Annotated in this window: 21 protein-coding genes; 11 read left to right on the forward strand and 10 right to left on the reverse strand. The window is 71.5% G+C overall.

Translation table 11 applies throughout. From position 1 onward, the window contains the following. Positions 1 to 2: 2 nt before the first annotated feature. Positions 3 to 1,667 (reverse strand): acetyl-CoA carboxylase, carboxyltransferase subunit beta, encoded by a 1,665-nt coding sequence (gene accD / locus K1T35_RS37415; RefSeq protein ID WP_220256436.1) that lies wholly within the window; start codon positions 1,665 to 1,667, stop codon positions 3 to 5. 21 nt (positions 1,668 to 1,688) lie between these two features. Beyond that, positions 1,689 to 2,813 carry a hydrolase gene (locus K1T35_RS37420; RefSeq protein WP_255621154.1) on the reverse strand — a complete coding sequence of 375 codons (1,125 nt, stop codon included), beginning with the start codon at positions 2,811 to 2,813 and terminating at the stop codon, positions 1,689 to 1,691. Between the two features lie 178 nt (positions 2,814 to 2,991). Between K1T35_RS37420 and K1T35_RS37425 the strand changes: the two genes are divergently transcribed. Next, on the forward strand, positions 2,992 to 3,543 hold the full coding sequence (locus K1T35_RS37425) for a YceI family protein (RefSeq protein ID WP_220256438.1): 552 nt from the start codon (positions 2,992 to 2,994) through the stop codon (positions 3,541 to 3,543). Positions 3,544 to 3,589: 46 nt separating this feature from the next. Here K1T35_RS37425 and K1T35_RS37430 read toward each other — a convergent pair whose 3' ends face one another. The 5 genes from K1T35_RS37430 to K1T35_RS37450 are packed head-to-tail and all read right to left on the reverse strand — an operon-like array spanning position 3,590 to position 8,854. After that, positions 3,590 to 4,594, reverse strand: a complete 1,005-nt coding sequence (locus tag K1T35_RS37430) for a DUF6081 family protein (protein WP_220256439.1) — start codon at positions 4,592 to 4,594, stop codon at positions 3,590 to 3,592. 27 nt (positions 4,595 to 4,621) lie between these two features. After that, entirely contained in the window at positions 4,622 to 5,539 is a 918-nt protein-coding gene (locus tag K1T35_RS37435; protein ID WP_220256440.1) for an alpha/beta hydrolase, read from the reverse strand. Then, positions 5,539 to 5,913 (reverse strand): lipocalin-like domain-containing protein, encoded by a 375-nt coding sequence (locus tag K1T35_RS37440; RefSeq protein ID WP_220256441.1) that lies wholly within the window; start codon positions 5,911 to 5,913, stop codon positions 5,539 to 5,541. The genes K1T35_RS37435 and K1T35_RS37440 overlap by 1 nt, the downstream gene beginning before the upstream one ends. After that, complete coding sequence (locus tag K1T35_RS37445) at positions 5,910 to 6,914, reverse strand: DUF6081 family protein (protein WP_220256442.1); 1,005 nt, start codon at positions 6,912 to 6,914, stop codon at positions 5,910 to 5,912. The genes K1T35_RS37440 and K1T35_RS37445 overlap by 4 nt, the downstream gene beginning before the upstream one ends. 14 nt (positions 6,915 to 6,928) lie before the next feature. Then, a complete protein-coding gene (locus K1T35_RS37450; protein ID WP_220256443.1) occupies positions 6,929 to 8,854 on the reverse strand; it encodes an NAD(P)/FAD-dependent oxidoreductase in 1,926 nt (641 codons plus the stop codon). A 217-nt stretch (positions 8,855 to 9,071) separates the two neighbouring features. Between K1T35_RS37450 and K1T35_RS37455 the strand changes: the two genes are divergently transcribed. The 6 genes from K1T35_RS37455 to K1T35_RS37480 are packed head-to-tail and all read left to right on the forward strand — an operon-like array spanning position 9,072 to position 14,180. Next, positions 9,072 to 10,355 (forward strand): beta-ketoacyl synthase, encoded by a 1,284-nt coding sequence (locus tag K1T35_RS37455; protein ID WP_220256444.1) that lies wholly within the window; start codon positions 9,072 to 9,074, stop codon positions 10,353 to 10,355. Then, on the forward strand, positions 10,352 to 11,575 hold the full coding sequence (locus tag K1T35_RS37460) for a ketosynthase chain-length factor (protein ID WP_220256445.1): 1,224 nt from the start codon (positions 10,352 to 10,354) through the stop codon (positions 11,573 to 11,575). Before K1T35_RS37455 ends, K1T35_RS37460 begins: the two co-directional genes overlap by 4 nt. Before the next feature lie 28 nt (positions 11,576 to 11,603). Continuing rightward, complete coding sequence (locus K1T35_RS37465) at positions 11,604 to 11,837, forward strand: acyl carrier protein (protein ID WP_220256446.1); 234 nt, start codon at positions 11,604 to 11,606, stop codon at positions 11,835 to 11,837. A gap of 5 nt (positions 11,838 to 11,842) precedes the next feature. Continuing rightward, entirely contained in the window at positions 11,843 to 12,784 is a 942-nt protein-coding gene (locus K1T35_RS37470; RefSeq protein ID WP_255621155.1) for an aromatase/cyclase, read from the forward strand. Next, positions 12,781 to 13,698 carry an MBL fold metallo-hydrolase gene (locus K1T35_RS37475; RefSeq protein ID WP_220256447.1) on the forward strand — a complete coding sequence of 306 codons (918 nt, stop codon included), beginning with the start codon at positions 12,781 to 12,783 and terminating at the stop codon, positions 13,696 to 13,698. The genes K1T35_RS37470 and K1T35_RS37475 overlap by 4 nt, the downstream gene beginning before the upstream one ends. Then, positions 13,686 to 14,180, forward strand: coding sequence for a flavin reductase family protein (locus K1T35_RS37480; RefSeq protein ID WP_220256448.1), 495 nt, complete (start codon positions 13,686 to 13,688; stop codon positions 14,178 to 14,180). Before K1T35_RS37475 ends, K1T35_RS37480 begins: the two co-directional genes overlap by 13 nt. Positions 14,181 to 14,229: 49 nt before the next feature. Here the strand turns inward: K1T35_RS37480 and K1T35_RS37485 are convergent, their stop codons facing one another. Continuing rightward, on the reverse strand, positions 14,230 to 15,333 hold the full coding sequence (locus tag K1T35_RS37485; RefSeq protein ID WP_220256449.1) for a serine hydrolase: 1,104 nt from the start codon (positions 15,331 to 15,333) through the stop codon (positions 14,230 to 14,232). Between the two features lie 133 nt (positions 15,334 to 15,466). Here K1T35_RS37485 and K1T35_RS37490 point away from each other — a divergent pair, with 133 nt between their 5' ends. The 3 genes from K1T35_RS37490 to K1T35_RS37500 all read left to right on the forward strand — a co-directional run bounded on the left by K1T35_RS37490 (position 15,467) and on the right by K1T35_RS37500 (position 18,229). Beyond that, the gene (locus tag K1T35_RS37490) at positions 15,467 to 15,934 is read left to right on the forward strand and encodes a hypothetical protein (RefSeq protein WP_220256450.1); all 468 of its coding nucleotides are present in this window, start codon (positions 15,467 to 15,469) and stop codon (positions 15,932 to 15,934) included. A 136-nt stretch (positions 15,935 to 16,070) separates the two neighbouring features. Then, the gene (locus K1T35_RS37495) at positions 16,071 to 17,606 is read left to right on the forward strand and encodes an MFS transporter (protein ID WP_220256451.1); all 1,536 of its coding nucleotides are present in this window, start codon (positions 16,071 to 16,073) and stop codon (positions 17,604 to 17,606) included. Positions 17,607 to 17,629: 23 nt separating this feature from the next. Then, positions 17,630 to 18,229, forward strand: a complete 600-nt coding sequence (locus K1T35_RS37500) for a TetR/AcrR family transcriptional regulator (RefSeq protein WP_220256452.1) — start codon at positions 17,630 to 17,632, stop codon at positions 18,227 to 18,229. Between the two features lie 18 nt (positions 18,230 to 18,247). Here K1T35_RS37500 and K1T35_RS37505 read toward each other — a convergent pair whose 3' ends face one another. Both K1T35_RS37505 and K1T35_RS37510 read right to left on the reverse strand, forming a co-directional pair. Beyond that, positions 18,248 to 18,493 (reverse strand): hypothetical protein, encoded by a 246-nt coding sequence (locus K1T35_RS37505; protein WP_220256453.1) that lies wholly within the window; start codon positions 18,491 to 18,493, stop codon positions 18,248 to 18,250. A gap of 157 nt (positions 18,494 to 18,650) precedes the next feature. Next, positions 18,651 to 19,118, reverse strand: coding sequence for a MarR family winged helix-turn-helix transcriptional regulator (locus tag K1T35_RS37510; RefSeq protein ID WP_220256454.1), 468 nt, complete (start codon positions 19,116 to 19,118; stop codon positions 18,651 to 18,653). 145 nt (positions 19,119 to 19,263) lie between these two features. On the opposite strand from K1T35_RS37510, the gene K1T35_RS37515 reads away from it, so the two are divergent. Then, on the forward strand, positions 19,264 to 20,298 hold the full coding sequence (locus tag K1T35_RS37515) for an LLM class flavin-dependent oxidoreductase (protein ID WP_220256455.1): 1,035 nt from the start codon (positions 19,264 to 19,266) through the stop codon (positions 20,296 to 20,298). The last annotated feature ends 6 nt before the right edge of the window (positions 20,299 to 20,304 follow it).

Below are 20,304 nucleotides of genomic sequence, written 5' to 3' on the forward strand. Positions count from 1 at the left end.
GCCTACGCCGCGGTCAGCTCGGCGCCGAGCGCAGCAGGCGCACCGAAGCGCCGGAACCGGGCGTGCCGGTGCGCGCGCAGCTCAGGGCCCGAGAGCGTGCCGAGCTCGGCCAGCCCCGCACGGACGGCCTCCCGGAGCGTGGTCGCCGCGACGACCGGCGCACGGCCCGTCCCGCCGGGCGGCTCCGGCAGCACGCCGTCGACCACGCCGTGCCGGAGCAGGTCCCGCGCGGTCAGGCAGAGCGCGGCGGCGGCCCGCGGGGCCTGGGCGGCGTCCTTCCAGACGATGGCCGCGCACCCCTCTGGACCGATCACCGAGTACACGCTGTGGTCGAACATCAGCACGCGGTTGGCGACGGCGATGCCGAGCGCCCCGCCGCTGCCGCCCTCGCCGATGACGGCGCTGACCACCGGGACGGTCAGCGACATCATCAGCCGCAGGTTCTCCGCGATGGCGACGGCCTGGCCGTTCTCCTCGGCGTCGGCGCCGGGGTAGGCGCCGGGCGTGTCGACGAGCGTGACGACCGGCAGCCGGAGCTTCTCGGCCAGCCGCATCAGCCGCGCGGCCTTCCGGTAGCCGGCGGGCACGGGCATGCCGAAGTTGTGCCGCATCAGCTCGGCTGGGTCGTGCCCCTTCTGCTGCCCGATCACCATCACCGGCTGCGTCCCGAGCCACGCGGGCCCGCCGACCGTCGCGGGGCAGTCCCCCGAGACGCGGTCACCGTGCAGCTCGACGAAGTCGGTGAACGCGAGCCGCAGGTAGTCGACGCACTTGAGCCGGTCGAGGCTGCGGGCCTGCGTCACGTGCTCCCACGCGTCCGGCTCGGGGAGCAGATCGGGTTCGGTCACCACACCGTGAGCAGGCACCGGCTCGGGAGCCGACGGCGTCGCGGCGACGCGCAGCAGCCTGCCGAGCTCCTGACGCTGCCGCGAGCGCGGCACCACCATGTCGACGAACCCGCGGGCCAGCAGGAACTCGGCCGTCTGGAACTCGTCGGGCAGGGACTGGCGGATGGTCTGCTCGATCACGCGCCGCCCGGCGAACCCGAGCCGGGCGCCCGGCTCGGCCATGACCACGTCGGCGAGGGTCGCGAACGACGCGGCCACGCCGCCGAACGTCGGGTCGGTGACGAGCGAGATCGTCAGGATGCCCGCCCTGTCGAGCTCCCCGAGGGCGCCGCTGGTCTTGGCCATCTGCATCAGCGACAGCGCGCCCTCCTGCATGCGCGCGCCGCCCGACGCGGTGACGATCAGCAGCGGCGTCCGTTCCTCGAGCGCGATCTCGGCGGCCAGGGTGATCAGCTCCCCCACCGCGCTGCCGAGGCTGCCGCCGAGGAAGCGGAAGTCCATCACCGCCGCCACCACCCGGCAGCCCTCGATCGTGGCGCGGGCGCACAGCACGGCCTCGCGCATCCCGGTCCGCGCCTGCGCCGTCGCCAGCCGGTCCCGGTACGGGACGGTGTCGACGAAGCCGAGCGGGTCGGTGCTGGTCACGGAGAAGCGCAGTGGCTCGACCGAGCCCGCGTCGGCGAGCAGGGCGAGCCGTTCCTCCGCGGTGAGCGGCGCGTGCCGGCCGCATTCGGGGCACACGCGCAGGCTGCGGGTGAACCGCTTGCCGTAGACGGGCCGCTGGCAGCCGGTGCACAACACCCAGTCGGGCGAGTCCATGGTGTTCCTCTGCTGTCGGAGTCAGACCTTGAGCGTTTCCGTGGCGTAGAGCCGCGCGGCCGGCTCGAACTGGATGGCCATGTGCGTGGAGATCGAGTTGACGTCGCGCCAGAACCGCTGCAGCGAGCCCTTCGTCGACTGACCGGTCGTCCCCGCGGTGCGGAAGATGCGGTCGACCGCGGTGACCAGCATGTCCACGGCCAGCGAGCAGTCGCGCAGGTTCTGCGCGGTCTCGGCAGGCGTGGTGGCTGCGCCCTGGTCGGCGATGCCGACGGCCCGCTCCAGCAGCAGCTGCGCGGCGTCGATCTCGCCCGCCGACCGGGCGAACGCCATCTCGTAGGTCGCCCTGTTGCCCTGCACACCGGGCACGCCGGGCAGGGAAGGCGCCGTACGGATCTTGTTGGCGATGTAGCCGGAGAACGAGCCGAGCGCCCCGCGGGCCGCGCCCAGCGCGGGAAGCACGAAGGACAGCCCGTTGACGGCTTGCAGCGGCGCCGAGTAGCAGGGGGCGTCGGTGTCCGGGGACTCCACGGTCTTGCCCGCGAACAGGTCCGCGCGGTCGAACGCGAGCGGGCGGGCCACGAACGCGTCATCGACGACGAGCGTGTTGCTGCCCGTGGCCTGCATGCCGACGTTGAACCAGGTCTCCTCGACGCGATAGGCGCTGCGCGGCACCGCGAACAGCTTGGCCACCTGGTCGGAGCCGCTGCCCACGATCGCGCACACCAGCGCCCAGTCCGAGAACTCGACGAAGCTGATGTAGGGCCAGCTGCCGGCGACGATCCAGCCGCCGTCCACCTCCTCGGCCCGCCCGAGCGGGGTGACCGAGCCGACGACGACCGCGTCGGGGCCTGCGGACCAGATCTCCCGCTGCCCCTCGACGGGCAGGAACGCCGCCGCCATCCGGGACATGCTCGCGGTGAGCGATGCGCACCACGCGGTCGCGGCGCACGCCTCGCCGACGGTGACGACCGCAGCGGCGAGGTCGGCGAACGTGCCGGCGTGCCCGCCGGCGCTGATGGGCACGAAGTGCCGGGCGAACCCGGCGTCGACGACCGCCGCCGCGACGTCGGGATCGAGCCGGCGGCGCTCGTCGGCCGCCGCCGCGCACCGGGCGGCGATGGCCGCGAGATCTGCCGTGGCCACGCTTGGCAATGGTTTGGCGGACATTCTGGGCCCTTCCTGCTCACCGCGGACTGGTGGTGCAACTGTGATCCCGCGCGATCGAAGACCGGTAGGCGGACGATAGAACGCCCGTTGACCCGACTGCTCGTTGTCGTCGATACTCCGGATCCGAAATCACTGCTACTACCAAAGGTGGAGCATGACGACATCGACCATTCTTCCGGGCCTGGTCGCGGGCACGTGGAACCTCGACCCGAACCACTCCGAGCTCGGATTCACAGTCCGGCACATGATGGTGAGCCGGATCCGCGGCCGGTTCCGCGCGTACTCCGGCACCGCACAGGTCGCCGACGACCCGCTGCGGTCGACGGTCACGGTTACCATCGACGCCGCGTCGTTCGAGAGCGGCAACGAGGCGCGGGACAACGCGGTGAAGTCCGCGGAGTACCTGGACGTCGTCACGCACCCCGAGTACACGTTCCGCTCCACGGAGATCCGCACCGACGGCGACCGGTACGTGCTGGCGGGCGAGCTCACGATCCGCGGCATCACCCGGGCCGTCGAGCTGCGGTTCGAGTACAACGGCAGCACGCGGGACCCCTTCGGCAACGACCGCATCGGTTTCAGCGCGCGCGGCGAGATCAGCCGAAAGGACTTCGGGATCGTCACCGAGCTGCCGATGGACGGCGGTGGCGTGGTCGTCGGCGAAAAGGTGTCGCTCGAGTTGGACGTCGAGTTCACCCGCGCCTGAACGCGAAAGGGAGCCTCCCGCGCCATTGCGGGAGGCTCCCTTTTCGTCAGGCGGGGCTGCTGGAGACGACGTATCGGCGCACGGCGATCTGCGCACCCTGACCGAAGAGCCGATTCGGCTCGAGGCTCTCGTCGTCGAGGAACGGCTGCGGCGCGGGCGGGCCGATCTCGGTCGAGTAGTAGTAGCCCTCGATGTCGGAGACGCGCACCAGCGCCGTGCGGCCGGGTGCGGCGTAGTCGAGCGAGGCGAACATGCCCATCCCGGCGTTGAGCTGCCGCGGCTCGATGCCGACCTCGTCGCCGCCGTGATCGACCATCAGGTAGCGCCGCGAGTGGAGGCGGTGACCGAGCCGGTCCACCTGGTAGACCTCCGCGTCGTCGAGGAACCACCGCACGAGCCCTGCCGACCGGTCGTAGGAGATCCGGAAGTGGTGCTCCTGGTCGGCTGTCCGCCGCGCGACGGGGATCTGGTAGACGAACGCGGCGTAGTTCCCCATCTGCTGGCGGGAGAACGGCAGCCGCTCGTAGACCACGTAGACCTGCTCGTTCGACAGGAAGAAGTCGACGATCAGGGAGGTCTCCTCGTCCAGCAGCGGCATGCCGACCGAGGCGAGGCGCATGTCGTCGTCCGGGTCGGTCACGTGCTCGCCGAACGGATGGCCCGCGGTGCCGAACGTGCGGCCCGACATCCAGGTCTCGAAGCTCAGGACGGCGCCCGGCTCGGCGTCGAAGCCGTGGAAGCCGGTCGACGCCGTGCGGTTGGTGAACGCGAGCCACTTGACGTGGTCGAGCGTGCCCGGCAGGCCGCTGCCGTTTGCCCCTTCCTGCGCGAGCGTCCGCACGAACGCAGGCTCACCGGTGCTCGGGTTCGTCCCGCTGGAGCGCACCCGCAGCCCGGCAGCGGACGTCTCGACGACACCGTCGTCGCCCAGGTGGGGCCCGAAGCCGTAGTGGAACCACCGGGCCGCGGGGTCCCCCGCCGCGCCGACGGCGAAGCCGTCCTTGAAGTCGTCCCACACGATCCGGTAGCCGGGCTCGGTGCTTGTCGTCATCTCTGCCGTCCCCTCTCGTTTCAGCTGTCAGCCGTGAAGCGCCGACCGGATCGCGTCGACCTGGTCGGCGAGCATCCGCCGGGACACCGCCACCGGGGCGGTGTACGAGGCGTGGAAGGTGCCCGGGTAGTAGCGCAGCTCGGTGCGCACCCCGGCCTGGATGAGGCGGTGCGCGAACGTGATGTCCTCGTCCCGCAGCGGGTCGAACTCGCTGACGCCGATGAACGCGGGCGGCAGGCCCGCGAGGTCGACGGCCCGGGCGGGCGCGGCGAGCTCCGAAGCGTCGCCACCGTTCAGGTAGTGGCGCCAGCTCGCCGCCGCGTTGTCCCGGTCCCACTTCGGGGTGTCGACGAACGCGCGCGCCGACGGGGTGTCGAGCCGGTCGTCCAGCTCCGGGCTGAGCAGGCACAGGTGGCGCAGCCGCGGGCCGCCGCGGTCGCGGGCCAGCAACGCGACGGCCGCGGCCAGCCCGCCGCCCGCGCTCTCGCCCGCGACGCCCACCCGGTCCGGGTCGACCGCGAGGTCGCCGGCACGGGCGACGGTCCACTCGAGCGCGGCGTAGCAGTCGTCGAGGCCTGCCGGGAACGGGTGCTCGGGGGCGAGGCGGTAGTCCACGGACACCACGACGACGCCTGCCTGGTCGGCCACCCGGGCCGCCGCGGAGTCGACCATGGCCAGGTCGCCGAGGACGAACCCGCCGCCGTGCAGGTAGAGCACCACCGGCGCGGGCGGTACCGCCCGGTCAGGCCGGTAGACCCGGACCGGCACGGCATGCTCGCCTGGCACTGTGCGGTGCTCGACCCAGACCGGCTCGCGGGGCCAGTAGGCGGGCGTGGCCGCGGTGATCTCGCGCAGCGTCTTCCGGGCGGTCTCGACGTCGGTGTAGTCGATCCGGGCCAGCCTCGGCACGAGCGGCGCGAGCTCGGGATCGAACGCGTACGGCATCACACACGCTCCCATCGCAACGCGCGGACGAGCGGCTTCGTACTGATCACGGCGGCGCCGGTGAGCGTGAGGGCGTCGCCGTCGATGTGGAACTCCCGCTCCTGCGCGGTGCCCACCATCTGCGGATGGGCGCTCACGGCGACGAGGTGGACGACGCGGCCGGTGCCGCGCAGCTGCCAGCGACCGGCGTACCCCATGAAGGACTCCGGCGTGGCCTCCGCCCCGCCTGCCATCATGCTGACCGACATGAACCCGGTCGGCTCGTAGATGAGCAGGCCGTCGGGCCGCTCACCGAGCGGTCCCGGCCTGGTCACCCCGTCCTCGTCCCGCTCGGTGTACGCGCGCAGCCGCCACACGCCGATCAGCTCCCTCACGTGCCCTCCTCGGCGGGGGTGCTCGACACCGCGAACCGCGACACGCTGAGCGCGGCGCCCTGCCCGAACAGCCTGCTCGTCTCGCGGCTCTCCTCGTCGAGGAACGACGGCGGCTCCTCACCACCGGCCACCGGGTCGACGTAGAACCCGTCCGAGCGCACCAGCCGCACCAGGGCGGGCAGGCCGTCCAGCCGCGCGTCCAGCAGCGTCAACATGCCGATCCCGAAGCGCAGCTGGCGCGGCTCGGTGCGCCGCGGCGGCCCGCCGTGGTCGAGCAGGAGGTGCCGGCGCGAGTCGAGCGGCACGCCGATGTCGGTGACCCGGAAGACCTCGCGGCCGTCGACCAGCCACCGCACGAGCCCGGCCGACCGGTCGTAGGCGATCTCCAGGTGGTGCCGGTCGTCCGGGGAGCGTTCGGCGACCGGGACCGCGTAGGAGAACGCGGCGTAGGCGCCGAGCTCGGCCCGCTGGTTGGGAAGCCGCTCGTAGAACGCGTAGATCCGCGTGTTGGTCAGGAACAGGTTGAAGATGGTCGACGTCTCGGGGTCGACGGCGTTGAAGGTCACCGTCGCGAGCCGCAGGTCGGCGTCGGGGTCCGCGACGGCGTCGCCGAACGGGTGGCCGTGCGTCCCGTACGTGCGGCCGGACAGCCAGGCCGAGCCGGACAGGACCTGGCCGGGCACGGCGTCGAAGCCGGGGAGGCCGGTGGCGGCCTCGTGGTCGGCGAACGCGAACCACTTGAGGTGGTCGAGCAGCCCCGGCAGGCCGTGCGGGTTCACGCCCTCCGGCGCGAGGGTCCGGACGAATGCGGGCTCGCCGGTCGCGGGGTTCACCCCGCCCGAAACGACCTCGAGTCCGCGGGGCGAGGTGTGCACGATCCCGTCGTCGGCCACGTGCGGCCCGAACCCGATGTAGGTCCACCGGGAGTCCGGACCGGACGTCGGGAAGCCGCCGGCGAAGTCGTCGGCCCAGAGTGCCTGTACGTCACTGGGTACTGTCATGATCCATCCCGCCGTCAGAGGAACTCGTACTCGGCCGGATCGAGGGCATGGGTGCGCCGCCAGTACTCGAGCGCGGAGAACGGCCAGTTCTGCGCGGTGCGGCCCTTCTCGTTGATGAACCAGCTCGACACCGACGAGAAGCCCCAGGCTCGTTCCGCGTTGCCCTGGTCGACCCATTCGTTGTAGTCGTCGTGCACGTCCGCGCGGACGTCGAGCGCGTTCTTCCCGCGTTCCAGCACCTGCCGGATCGCGTCGAGCACGTACGTCATCGCGCATTCGGAGAAGTAGAAGATGCTTCCGCCCTGTCCGGAGAGGTTCGTGTTCGGGCCGTACAGGCAGAAGAGGTTGGGGAAGCCCGGGACGGTGATTCCCAGATAAGCTCGCGCGTCCCCGGCCCACATCGCGTGCAGGTCGACGCCGCGGCGGCCGGCCACCGCCATCGGGGTGAGGAACTTCGACGCCTGGAAGCCGGTGGCGTAGACGATCGCGTCGACGTCGTGCCGGCGCCCGTCGGCGGTCACCAGGCCGTCAGGCGTGATGCGGTCGATCGGGTCGCAGACCAGGTGGACGTGCGGCCGCTGGAGGGTGCGCAGCCACACCCCGTTGTCGCGCATCACGCGCTTGGCCCCCACCGGGTACGCCGGGATGACCTTCTCGAGCAGCTCGGGTGCGTCGGCGACCTGCGCGGACATCCACTCCGTCAGCGCGGCGCGCAGCCGGTCGTTCGCCGCGGAGATCGCGCGCTCCGTGGGCGGGTAGCCGCGGTCGACGATCCACCCCTCCAGCACGCCGCCGCGCTCCAGCAGCCCCGGGGCGCACAGCCAGAACCGGTGCCACGGCGAGTAGTACGGCACGTTGTCGTAGAGCCAGCGCACGCCCGGTGGTACGGGGTCGTGGTAGTGCGGGGTCGGCCGGAGCCACGGGGCGTTGCGCTGGAAGACGGAGAGCTCCGCGGCGACCTTCGCGACCTCGGGGACGAGCTGGTACGCGCTGGATCCCGTGCCGACGACGGCGACGCGCCTGCCGGTGAGGTCGACGGAGCCGTCCCACTCCGCGGAGTGGAACGCGGGGCCCGCGAAGCTCTCGCGCCCCGTGATGTCGGGCAGGTTCGGCCGGTTGAGCTGCCCGACCGCGCTGATCACGGCGTTCGCCTCGACCCACGACTCACCCCGCGCGGTGCGCAGGTGCAGCCGCCACCGCGACGCGGCGTCGTCCCAGTGCGCGGCGACGACCTCGGTGCCGAACTCGATGCGGTCCTGGAGGCCGAACCGCTCGGTGACGTCGCGGAAGTACTCGTGCAGGACGTCGCGGGTGCAGAAGTGGTCCGGCCAGTCGTGCCTCGGCGCGAACGAGTAGCTGTAGAGGTGGCTGGCGACGTCCACGCGGCACCCCGGGTACCGGTTCTCCAGCCAGGTGCCGCCGACGTCGGTGTTCCGCTCGTAGACGGTGCAGCGCACGCCTGCCTGCGTGAGGCGGTGCGCGGCCAGCAGCCCGCTCATCCCCGCGCCGATGATCGCGACGTCGAACTCGACGCCGGGCGCGACCTCGTCGAGCGTCCAGCGCGGGGCCTTGGCATCGGTGCCCGCGGTGACGATCTCCTCGGCGAGCAAGGGGACGAGATCGGCCGTGTCGGCATCCAGGGCCCACGCGGAGATCGTCCGCAACAGGTCAGCGTCCGGCGGAGGGACCGGCGGGCAGCCGGCATCCCGGTAGCGCCGCAACGCGTCGAACGCCGCCGCGCGCACCATCGCCTGCTGCTGCCCGGACAGGCCACCCTGCGGTTGGAACAGCCAACCGTTCCGCCGCTCGACGCGGCCGAGGATCGACGGGTCCGCGGTCAGGTGCGCGACGGTCATCAGCAGCGAGGGCGCCTCGGCGATCTCCAGGTGCGCGCGCAGTGTCTCGTCGTCGGCCGTACCGAGGGGCACACCGAATGTCACAACGCACCTCCGCAGCGGGCCGGCATTCGCACCGAAAGCCTGGGGGAAGCGTCTCGAACTTCACTAGAAGGCCGGTGATGCGCCGATCCGCTACCGGAATGCGACCGCTCTTCTACCGCACGCCGAGATTCCGTCGCCACGATGGAACACGTCCTCGCGACCCGAGAGGAAAGGTGCCCGAAATGTCTCTCTCCGCACAGCGGACCGGTGTTCGACGATGAATCGCCGCGTTGTCATCACTGGTATGGGAGTCCGCACGCCGGGCGGAAACGGCGTGAAGGAGTTCTGGGACCTGCTGTCGGCAGGCCGCACGGCCACTCGCCGGATCTCGTTCTTCGACCCGTCCCCGTACCGTTCCCAGGTCGCAGGCGAGGCCGATTTCAACCCCGAGTTCGAGGGCCTGTCCGCGCGGGACGTGCGCCGGATGGACCGGGCGTCCCAGTTCGCCGTGGTGTGCGCCAGGGAGGCCGTCGAGGACAGCGGGATCGACGTCGGAGCGCTCGACCCGCACCGGGTCGGCGTCAGCCTCGGCAGCGCGGTGGCCGCCGCGACGAGCCTGGAGCGGGAGTACCTCGTGCTGTCCGACAGCGGCCGGCACTGGCTGGTGGACGACGCGTGGCTGTCGCCGCACATGTTCGACTACCTGGTGCCGAGCGTGATGCCGGCCGAGGTCGCGTGGACGGTCGGCGCAGAGGGCCCGGTGGCCATGGTGTCCAACGGGTGCACGTCAGGGCTCGACTCGGTGGGCCACGCTCGGCAGCTGATCCAGGAGGGCAGCGCCGACGTCGTGCTGGCCGGCGCGTCGGACACCCCGATCACGCCGATCGTGGTCGCCTGCTTCGACGCGATCAAGGCAACCACACCGCGCAACGACGATCCCGAACACGCCTCCCGGCCGTTCGACGGCTCGCGCAACGGGTTCGTCCTCGCCGAGGGCGCCGCGATGTTCGTGCTGGAGGACCTCGACCACGCCCTCGCCCGCGGCGCGCACGTCTACGCCGAGATCACCGGCTACGCCACGCGCTGCAACGCCTACCACATGACCGGCCTCAAGCCGGACGGCCGCGAGATGGCCGAGGCGATCCGGGTGGCGCTGGATGAGTCGCGGCTCGATCCGACCGCGGTCGACTACGTCAACGCGCACGGCTCGGGCACCAAGCAGAACGACCGGCACGAGACCGCCGCCTTCAAGCGCAGCCTCGGCGACCACGCATACCGCACGCCCGTCAGCTCGATCAAGTCGATGGTCGGGCACTCGCTCGGTGCCATCGGATCGATCGAAATCGCGGCGTCGGCGCTCGCGATCGAGCACTGCGTCGTTCCGCCGACGGCCAACCTGCACACCCCCGACCCCGAGTGCGACCTCGACTACGTGCCCCGCACCGCGCGGGAACGGCAGGTCGACACGGTGCTGAGCGTGGGCAGCGGCTTCGGGGGCTTCCAGAGCGCCATGGTGCTGCGTCGGATGGACTCGGGCCGCGTGAAGGGGGCCCACCGATGAGGGACCGCGTCATCGTCACCGGGATCGGCGTCATCGCGCCGAACGGCCTCGGGCTCGAGCCCTACTGGCAGGCGACCCTCGAGGGAACCAGCGGCATCGGCACGATCACGCGGTTCGACTCCTCCCGCTACCCGGCCCGGCTGGCGGGTCAGATCACCGGCTTCGACGCCGAGGAGCTGCTGCCCAGCCGGCTGCTGCCCCAGACCGACGTGTCCACGCGGTACGGGCTGGTGGCCGCCGACTGGGCCATCTCGGACGCGAAGCTCGAGCCGGGTGGGCTGGTCGACTACGACATGGGCATCGTCACGTCCAACGCCTGCGGCGGCTTCGAGTTCACCCACCGCGAGTTCCACAAACTCTGGTCGCAGGGGCCCGAGCAGGTCAGCGTCTACGAGTCGTTCGCCTGGTTCTACGCGGTCAACACCGGCCAGATCTCGATCCGCCACAAGATGCGTGGGCCGAGCAGCGCGCTCGTCGCCGAGCAGGCGGGCGGACTCGACGCGATCGGCCACGCCCGGCGCACGATCCGGCGCGGGACACCGCTCGTCGTCACCGGCGGCGTCGACTCGGCGCTCGACCCGTGGGGCTGGGTGTCCCAGCTCTCGAGCGGACGGGTCAGCCGGGCCCCCGACCCGCTGCGCGCCTACCTCCCGTTCGATGCGAGCGCGTGCGGTTACCTGCCGGGCGAGGGCGGCGCGATCCTGGTGCTGGAGAGCGCGCAGGGCGCGCAGCGGCGCGGCCGCAACCACGCGTACGGCGAGATCACCGGCTACGCGTCCACGTTCGACCCGCCGCCCGGCTCGGGACGCCCCTCCGGCCTGCGGCGCGCCGCGGAGCTGGCCATCGAGGACGCCGGGGTCTCCCCGGACGCGATCGACGTCGTGTTCGCCGACGCGGCAGGCGTTCCGGAGCTCGACTCCGCAGAGGCGGAGGCGATCCGGGGGATCTTCGGGCCCGGCCACGTCCCGGTGACGGCGCCGAAGACGCTGACCGGCCGGCTCTACTCCGGTGGCGGGCCGCTCGACGTCGTGAGCGCGCTCATGGCGATCCGCGACGGCGTCATCCCGCACACCGCGGGCACCACGGCCGTCCCGGCCGAGTACGGGATCGACCTCGTCACCGGCAGCCCGCTGACGGCGCGGGTCTCGACCGCGCTCGTCCTCGCACGGGGCCGGTGGGGGTTCAACTCCGCCGTCGTCGTGTCCGAGTCCGTCGCCTGACCCGGCGAACCAGGGAAGGAACCCAGACATGATCATGACGATCGACGACCTCCGCACGATCCTCGTCGCCTGCGCGGGCGAGTCCGACGGCCCGCTCGACGGTGACATCCGCGACGTCGACTTCGACGAGCTCGGCTACGACTCACTCGCCCTGATGGAGACGGCCGCACGGATCAGGAGCGACTTCGGGGTGACCATCCCGGACGAGCGGATCGCCGAGCTGCGCACGCCCCGCGAGATCCTCGACCTGGTGAACGGCTGATCGCCATGGTGATCCACACCGAGCACTCCGTCGCGGTGTCGGCGGCACCCGATGTGCTGTTCGACCTGATCGGCGACGTCACCCGGTGGCCGGCGATCTTCGGGCCGACGGTCCACGTCGAGCACATGCACCGCGCACCGGGAACGGAACGCTTCCAGCTCTGGGCGCTCGCGGGGGACGAGGTCAAGACCTGGGTCTCGCGCCGCACCCTCGACGGCGTCCGGCGGCACGTCACGTTCGAGCAGGAACGTACGCAGGCGCCGATCGCGTCCATGTCCGGCTCGTGGACCTTCCACCCGGCGGGCGGCGGCACCGAGGTCGTGCTCACGCACGACTTCACCGCCGTCGACGCGGCGCACGAGGACCGGCTCACCTCGATCGTCGACAGCAACAGCAACCGCGAGCTCGCCGCGCTCCGCAGGGTCGCCGAGATCGGGCATCCCGTCGCCGACGTCGTCGTGACCTTCGAGGACGAGATCCCGCTCGACGGTTCGGCGGAGGACGCCTACGTGTTCATCGACCGGTCCGACCTCTGGCCGCAGCGCCTCCCCCACGTGGCGCGGGTCCGCCTGCTGGACCCGCAGCCGGGCGTGCAGGACATGGAGATGGAGACGACCACGGCTGACGGCGGTACGCACACCACGCGGTCGATCCGGCTGTGCTTCCCGTCCGACCGGATCGTCTACAAGCAGCTCGTCCCACCGGAGCTGCTGCTCGGGCACAGCGGGTCGTGGCACCTGCGCAAGGGCGAGGACGGTGACGTGGCGACCGCGCGGCACACGGTCGTCATCAACCCGGACGCGGTCGCGAAGGTCCTCGGCCCGGACCGCACGCTCGCCGACGCCCGGGAGTTCGTGCGGGGCGCGCTGGGTGCGAACAGCCGGACGACCATGGCCCACGCGAGCGCCTACGCGGGGCAGCTCGCCGTACTGGGCGGGCCGTCTTGACGGCAACGGCCGCGGCGACCGAGCGGACCGTCGAGGTCGCCGACGGCGTCCACGCCTACCTGCAGGAACCCGGCGGGTGGTGCGTGAGCAACGCCGGGATCGTGGTGGGCGACGACGGGGCGGTCGTGATCGACACGCTGGCCACGGAGCGCCGCGCGGCCCTGCTCCGCACAACGGTCGACGAGCTGTGCCCCGCATCCCGCCGGATCGTCGTCAACACCCACCACCACGGCGACCACATCTTCGGCAACCACCTCTACGGGCCGGAGGCGACGATCGTCGCCCACGACGGGGCGCGCGCCGAGATGCGCGAGACCGGGCTGGCCCTCACCCGGCTGTGGCCGGACGTCGAATGGGGCGACGTGCGGGTGACGCTGCCGACCGTCACGTTCACCGACCGGCTGGCCCTCACCGTCGGCGGCAGGCGGATCGAGCTGATCGGGGTGGCCCCGGCGCACACCACCAACGACGTGGTCGCGTGGATCCCCGACGACCGGGTCCTGTTCGCCGGGGACGTCGCGCTCGCCGGCAGCACGCCGTTCACGCTGATGGGCTCGATCAGCGGCAGCATCGTCGCGGTCGAGCGGCTGCGCAGGATCGGCCCGCGCACGATCGTGTGCGGCCACGGTCCCGTCGCTGGGCCCGAGGTGCTCGACGAGACGATCGAGTACCTGCGCTGGATCCAGAGGCTCGCCGACGCGGGAGTGCGGAAGGGCCGGACGCCGCTCGAGGTCGCCCGCGACGCCGACGGGCGGTTCTCGCACCTGCTGGACCCCGAGCGGATCGTCGGCAACCTCCACCGGGCGTACGCCGAGATCGAGGGCGGACCACCGGCCCGGCCGCTCGACGTGATCGGGATCTTCGGGGAGATGGTCGAGTTCAACGAGGGACGGCTGCCCACATGTCTCGCATGACGTCCCTCGCCGTCGAGCCGGCCCTGTTCCGCGACGCGATGGCACGCTTCCCGTCCGGGGTGGTCGTCGCCACCACCCGCGACGATGCGGGCGAGGCGCACGGCTTCACCGCCAGCTCGTTCTGCTCGGTCTCGGCCGACCCGCCGCTCGTGCTCCTGTGCCTCGCGATCTCGGCCACCTGCCACCCGGTCTTCGCCCGGTGCCGCCGCTTCGCGATCAGCATCCTGCACGCCGGGCAGGTCGAGCACGCCGTCCGGTTCGCGACGAAGGGCGCGCCGAAGTTCACGGACCTCGACCTCACGAGCACCGTGAACGGCCAACCCGCGCTCACCGGCGCACTCGTGACGCTCGACTGCGCCGTGGAGGACCGGCATCGGGCAGGCGACCACACGATCATCGTCGGACACGTGCAGCACGTCGTGCTCGGCGACGACCGGCCGGTCACCGTCTACCACGGCAGGGCGTTCCACACGCTGCCATGACGCGAGCCGGGCCCGCTGGGCACGGGCCGGCCGGGGTCCTGACGGATCGTCATGAGGGCTGCGAGCGGACGCGCTCAAGGATGCCGAGCGTCAGTCCCGTCGCCATGTCCTCGAGGTTCCAGCCTGGTTCCCGGTAGGCGTGGTTGCTGACCCAGAACGTCATCACGGCGTCGTCCGGGGAGTCGTCGACGGATCGCGCGTAGGTCGCGAGCGCCCAGTCGTTGCCCCCGTCGTGAAATGCGATCCGCCCGTCCTCCGCGTCGACGATGCCCCAGCCGTACGCGTACGACTCGGCGGAGTCAGGGACGGGAACGCTCGGGGCGAAGAGCTTCGCCCGCGCGCTCGCCGAGAGAACGGTGTCGCCGGTGAGAGCACGGTGCCAGCGGAACATGTCGCGTGCGGTGGACAGGAGGCCGCCGTTGCCGCGCAGGTTCCAGTACGGGCCGTCCGCTGCCCACGGCCGCTCGTCCGGCCGGCCGCGGCTCGCGCCGCCGGCGTCGTACTCAACGGCCACCTGGTCGCGTTCCCATCGGGGCAGCACGTATCCGGTGCTCGTCATGCCTGCCGGGGCGAACAGGTACCTCGCCATGAACTGCTCGTAGCCGAGCCCGGAGACCTTCTCGACGATTGCGGCGAGCACGCTGTAGCCGACGTTGGAGTAGCGGAACTCCGCCCCCGGAGCCGACAGCGGCGTCGAGGCCAGCGCCTCGGCCAGCATGGCGTCGCGGGACAGCACCGCGTAGTCGTCACCGAGCGCTTCCACGAGGCCCGCCGTGTGCGTGAGCAGGTGGTGCAGGGTGATCCCCCGCTTGTCGCCGGGAACCGGCCCGAGATGGGTGCTGATCGGATCGGTCACCCGCAGCTCGCCCGTCATCTCCAGCTTCAGGATCGCGGCCGCGGTGAACTGCTTGCTGATCGACATGACGTCGTACGCGGTGTCGCAGGTCGCCGCGATCCGCTCCTCGCGATCCGCCATGCCGAAGCCCTCGCAGTGGACGATCCGTTCACCGCGCCCGGCGACGACCGTGCCGCCGGGGCCGTCCGGCAACGTCTGGGAGAGGAACTCGGCGACGGGTTCGCGCGAAGGCTCCGGGGAGCACGCGGCCATCGCCAGCACGACCACCAGCGGCACACCGATGCGGATCCGGCGCATGTGACCTCCAGTTGCGGTTCATCGAGGGGTCACACGCTGACCGGCATGCTCGAACTCGATCAATACGTTCGCGTGTTCGGGTTCGTGCGGAACGCCGTACGGCCAGCTCAGCGCCCTCACCACCGGAGCGACCATGACGACCGCACCACCGGCCAGCACACCGCCGTCGCCGGCAGCGGCCACGGACGAAGCCGCGTTCGTCGCCGAACTACGACGGCTCAAGGCCTGGTCCGGACGCAGCTTCCGACAACTCGAACGCCAGGCGGCCGCCGCAGGCGACGCACTGCCCGCCTCAACCACCGCCACCATGCTCGGCAAGCACCGGCTCCCCCGCGAGGAACTCCTCGTCGCATTCGTCCGAGCCTGCGGCCTCGGCGAGGACGAGATGCGGCCATGGCTGGCCACCCGCGCAAGGCTCGCCGGCGGGACACCGGCCACTCCGACCGCTCCGGCCGCTCCGGCCATGCGGTCGTTCCGTTGGCGGCCGGCCCTCACGGCGGTGGCCGCGCTGGCCATCGCCTTCGCCTGCGGGGCAACGCTCACCGCGGGTCTCGCCGACGGTTCGAGCGACGAACAGGAAACCGTGCAGCTCACACCGTGACCGACACCGTGTCGGTCGACGGCCGTCAGGGCTCGCGGGAGCGGTGATCGACCGAGATCCGGGACCACGCCGGAAAGTAGTTGAACTATGGTACAACTAGTACGATGGTTCAACTACCTTGAACGGAGGCCCGTCGATGCCCACTCCCACCCGTCAACGCGCCGGCACGAGACAGTGGGTCGGCCTCTCGGTAGTGGCACTGCCGACGGCATTGCTCGGTCTCGACGTGACGGTGATGTACCTCGCGCTCCCCGAACTGTCGCTCGACCTGCGGCCCAGCAGCGTCGAGGCACTGTGGATCATGGATGCGTACGGGTTCATGATCGCGGGCTGGCTGATCACGATGGGCACGCTCGGCGATCGGATCGGTCGACGCAGGCTGCTGATGATCGGGGCCGCCGCGTTCGGGGTCGCCTCGATCGCGGCGGCGTTCTCCACCTCGGCGGCCATGCTCATCGCCGCCCGAGCCGCGCTCGGAGTAGCGGGGGCGACCTTGATGCCCTCGACGCTGGCGCTGATCAGCAACATGTTCACCGACGCCCGTCAGCGCGCCTTCGCGATCGGGGTCTGGGCGACCATGTTCGCCCTCGGCATGGCCGTCGGACCGCTGGTCGGTGGAGCGCTCCTGGAGCGCTTCTGGTGGGGATCGGCGTTCCTCGTCGCGATCCCGATCGTGCTCATCGTCGTCGTCGCGGCCCCACTCCTGCTTCCCGAGTACCGCGACCCCGACAGCGGTCGTCTCGACCTCGCCAGCGTCGTCCTGTCGCTTTCCGCGATCCTGCCGGTGATCTACGCGATCAAGCACGGTGCCGTCGAAGGTCTCGACGCCCCGACCCTGACCGCCGCCGTCGTGGGCGTGCTGTTCGCCGTGCTGTTCGTCCGGCGGCAGAACCACCTCACCGACCCCCTGCTGGACCTCCGCCTGTTCGCCACCCCCACCTTCAGCGCCGCCCTCGCGATCCTGCTGGTCGGGCTCGTCGGGGTGGGCGGCGCGATGTTCCTCGTCACCCAGCACCTGCAGCTGGTCGAGCAGCTCTCCCCCCTGCACGCAGGCCTCTGGATGGGCCCACCGGCGCTGATGATGTTCGTCGCCGCGATCGGGGCGCCGCTGCTGGCGCGCCGGATCCGGCCCGGTCGCATCGTCGCGGGCACCTTGGCCCTGTCCGCGGTCGGCTACGCCCTGCTCGCGGCTGTGGACGGCCCAGGCAGCATTGCCCTCGTCGTCATCGGCTTCGGCCTTGGCTACCTCGGCCTCGGCGCGATCGCCGCCCTCGGCACCGACCTCGTGGTCGGGAGCGCTCCCCCCAACAAGGCGGGCTCGGCATCGGCGCTGTCCGAGACCGTGCAGGAACTCGGCCTCGCGATCGGCGTGGCCGTACTCGGCAGCCTCGCCAACGCGATCTACCGCGCGGAGATGACGACCACGGCGCCGCACCCGGCGACCGCTCCGTACACGCAGAGCCTGTCCGACGCCGTCTCCGCCGGCGAACTGCCTGGCAGCCTCCTCGACGCCGCCCGGCAGGCCCAGACCACCGGGCTGAACGCCACCGCCTTCGTCACGGCTGCGACGATCCTGGTCCTCGCCGTGCTCTCCGCGGTCATGCTCCGAGCGGTCCCGACCATCGGCGGCAACGACGAGGCAGCCGACCCTGCCGACCTCCCGGCACCCTGACCCCGGCGATACGGTGGCGGTCGATGACCGAAGTGCGCAGGCTCGACGACCGCGGAGAGGATCCGGAAGTCCTCTCCGACGGTCGGCGCGCCCGCGGCGTCCGCCGCCGCGCCGAGCTCATCGGCGCGACGCTGCGGATCGTCGAACGCGACGGCGCGGCCGGAGTCACGCACCGGACCGTCGCCAAGGAGGCCGGCGCACCCACCAGCCTCGCCACGTACTACTTCGCCACCCTCGACGACCTGCTGATCGCGGCCCTCACCGACGTCGGCGAGCACTACGAACGCGCCCTGCGCGAGATCCTCGACCGGGGCGGCGACGAACTCGGAGAACTCGCCCGACTCGTCGCGGCAGCCGCAACCGACCCCGGACGCCGCCGGGCACTCGCCGAACGCGAGCTCTCCACCCTCGCCGCTCGCCGGCCCGCGCTCCGCGGACTCGCACACGGCTGGCGGCGACAGGTCGCCGACATCGGCCGCCTCCACACCACCGATCCCACGGCGATCGACGCTCTCGTCGCGGCCGTGGACGGTCTCTGCGCCTCGGTCCTGCTCTCCGAGACGCCGCCCGATGTGAACCGGCTCCGGTCGGTGCTGGCGCGCATCGTGGGAGCGGACGACTGACGTGAGCGGTCCCGCGGGCTACCGCGATGGATCAGGAAGATGCACGATCGCCAGGTCGTCGCTGCCGAGGTCGAGCGGGATCTCGACGTCGGGCCACCACACCACGACGATGCGGGTGCGGGCACCTTCGGGTGTGCCGTAGTGGTGCACCTCGCTCAGGATGCCGCTGAGCCCGTGCCCGCCCGCCCGCTCGATGACGATCGGCTTGCCTCGGTGGCCCGAGTGGAGCTCACCCAGGAAGATCGTTCTGGGTTCGTTGTTCACCCGTCCCCGACCCGTTCGCTGCCGACGTGAGTGCCGTCGTTCACCCTACCGGGTGAACACACCTCTGATGTGTGTAGCCGCTGCACACCGTGCCTGCGGCGATCTCGGGCACACCGGATGGCGGCAACCTAGTGCGTGATCGCGCCGATCTTCGGCGTCAGCCGTCGTTGTCGGGGAGACGGTCGAGCACCCGTTCGAGCGCGAGACCGATGACGTCGATCTCGGCGTCGGCGAGCGCGTCGAAGAAGTGGCGCCGCACGGCAGCGACGTGGGCGGGTGCGGCGGCGACGATGGCGGCTCGGCCCGCGTCGGTGAGGCGGACCATCGAACCGCGCGCGTCCTCGCTGCATTCCTCACGGGCGACCAGGCCGCGCTTCTCCATCCGGGTGACCTGGTGGGAGATCCGGCTGCGCTCCCAGCCGATCGTCCGACCGAGGTCACGCGCCCGCAGCACCCCGCCCTGCGCCTCGGAGAGCGGCACCAGGAGGGCGTAGTCCGCCCCGGACAGACCCGACTCCCGGATCAGGCCACGCTCCAGCACCGCACTCAACCGCTGCTGCACACCGACGATCCCGCGCCAGACGCGTGCCTCCCGCTCGTCGAGCCAGCGCACCTCCTCCTCCATGAGCAGGACCCTACCAGGGAAGTTGACGTGTCATCCGAAGCCGAGTAAATGTAGATGCATCAACAAGAAGGTCGTGCTCGCCGGTTCCGTGGCGTGGGGTCGCTTCGGTCCGTACCCATTCGCCTGACCCAACCAGGAGCATCAGATGACCGACCTCATTCTCGGGCTCGACACCTTCGGCGACGTGCCGGAGGACGACTCCGGCACCCTCGTCTCCCACGCCGAGGCGATCCGGCAGGTCGTCGCGGAGGCGACCCTCGCCGACGAGCTCGGCGTCGACGCCATCGCCCTCGGCGAGCACCACCGGCCGGAGTTCGCGATATCGACACCCGAGACCGTGCTCGCCGGCATCGCGGCCCGCACCTCCCGCATCCGGCTCGGCTCCGGCGTCACCGTGCTCAGCTCCGACGACCCGGTGCGCGTCTTCGAGCGCTTCGCCACCGTCGACGCGATCTCGGGAGGCCGGGCCGAGGTGATACTCGGGCGCGGCTCGTTCACCGAGTCGTTCCCGCTGTTCGGCTACGACCTGGCCGACTACGAGGTGCTCTTCGAGGAGAAGCTCGAGCTGTTCGTCCAGCTCCTCGACGAGAAGCCCGTCACGTGGAGCGGCACCACCCGCGCTGCCCTCGACGACGCCGACGTGTACCCCAAGACCGACTCAGGGCGCCTCACCACCTGGGTCGGCGTGGGCGGCTCGCCCCAGTCGATCGTGCGGACCGCCCGGTACGGCCTGCCGCTCATGCTCGCCATCATCGGCGGCCCGCCCGAGCGCTTCACCCCGCTCATCGAGCTCTACCGGCGCGCCACCGACCGGCTCGGCACCGCCACGTGGCCGATCGGCATGCACTCGCCGGGCTTCGTCGCCGACACCGACGACGAGGCCAAGGAACTCTACTACCCGCGCTACAAGGTCGTCCGCGACCGCATCGGCGCGCTGCGCGGCTGGCCACCCGTCCGGCGCGAGGAGTTCGAGGCGGAGATCGAGGGCGGTTCGATGTACGTCGGCTCACCCGACACCGTCGCCCGCAAGATCGCCCGCACCGTCAGCGCACTCGGCGTCGGCCGCTTCGACCTGCTCTACACCTCGGGTTCCCAGTCGATCAGCGCCCGATCGCGCGCGGTCGAGCTCTACGGCACCAAGGTCATCCCCATGGTCCGTGACATCCTCTCGGCAACCTGACGACAC

The sequence above is a fragment of the Pseudonocardia sp. DSM 110487 genome (assembly GCF_019468565.1).
Classification (GTDB): Bacteria; Actinomycetota; Actinomycetes; order Mycobacteriales; family Pseudonocardiaceae; genus Pseudonocardia.

Bases quoted from the DNA above. Each gene is read 5' to 3' on its own strand.
- accD (WP_220256436.1), bottom strand. From the start codon at position 1,667: ATGGACTCGCCCGACTGGGTGTTGTGCACCGGCTGCCAGCGGCCCGTC.
- K1T35_RS37425 (WP_220256438.1), top strand. From the start codon at position 2,992: ATGACGACATCGACCATTCTTCCGGGCCTGGTCGCGGGCACGTGGAAC.
- K1T35_RS37430 (WP_220256439.1), bottom strand. From the start codon at position 4,594: ATGACGACAAGCACCGAGCCCGGCTACCGGATCGTGTGGGACGACTTC.
- K1T35_RS37435 (WP_220256440.1), bottom strand. From the start codon at position 5,539: ATGCCGTACGCGTTCGATCCCGAGCTCGCGCCGCTCGTGCCGAGGCTG.
- K1T35_RS37445 (WP_220256442.1), bottom strand. From the start codon at position 6,914: ATGACAGTACCCAGTGACGTACAGGCACTCTGGGCCGACGACTTCGCC.
- K1T35_RS37455 (WP_220256444.1), top strand. From the start codon at position 9,072: ATGAATCGCCGCGTTGTCATCACTGGTATGGGAGTCCGCACGCCGGGC.
- K1T35_RS37460 (WP_220256445.1), top strand. From the start codon at position 10,352: ATGAGGGACCGCGTCATCGTCACCGGGATCGGCGTCATCGCGCCGAAC.
- K1T35_RS37465 (WP_220256446.1), top strand. From the start codon at position 11,604: ATGATCATGACGATCGACGACCTCCGCACGATCCTCGTCGCCTGCGCG.
- K1T35_RS37470 (WP_255621155.1), top strand. From the start codon at position 11,843: ATGGTGATCCACACCGAGCACTCCGTCGCGGTGTCGGCGGCACCCGAT.
- K1T35_RS37480 (WP_220256448.1), top strand. From the start codon at position 13,686: ATGTCTCGCATGACGTCCCTCGCCGTCGAGCCGGCCCTGTTCCGCGAC.
- K1T35_RS37485 (WP_220256449.1), bottom strand. From the start codon at position 15,333: ATGCGCCGGATCCGCATCGGTGTGCCGCTGGTGGTCGTGCTGGCGATG.
- K1T35_RS37490 (WP_220256450.1), top strand. From the start codon at position 15,467: ATGACGACCGCACCACCGGCCAGCACACCGCCGTCGCCGGCAGCGGCC.
- K1T35_RS37495 (WP_220256451.1), top strand. From the start codon at position 16,071: ATGCCCACTCCCACCCGTCAACGCGCCGGCACGAGACAGTGGGTCGGC.
- K1T35_RS37500 (WP_220256452.1), top strand. From the start codon at position 17,630: ATGACCGAAGTGCGCAGGCTCGACGACCGCGGAGAGGATCCGGAAGTC.
- K1T35_RS37510 (WP_220256454.1), bottom strand. From the start codon at position 19,118: ATGGAGGAGGAGGTGCGCTGGCTCGACGAGCGGGAGGCACGCGTCTGG.
- K1T35_RS37515 (WP_220256455.1), top strand. From the start codon at position 19,264: ATGACCGACCTCATTCTCGGGCTCGACACCTTCGGCGACGTGCCGGAG.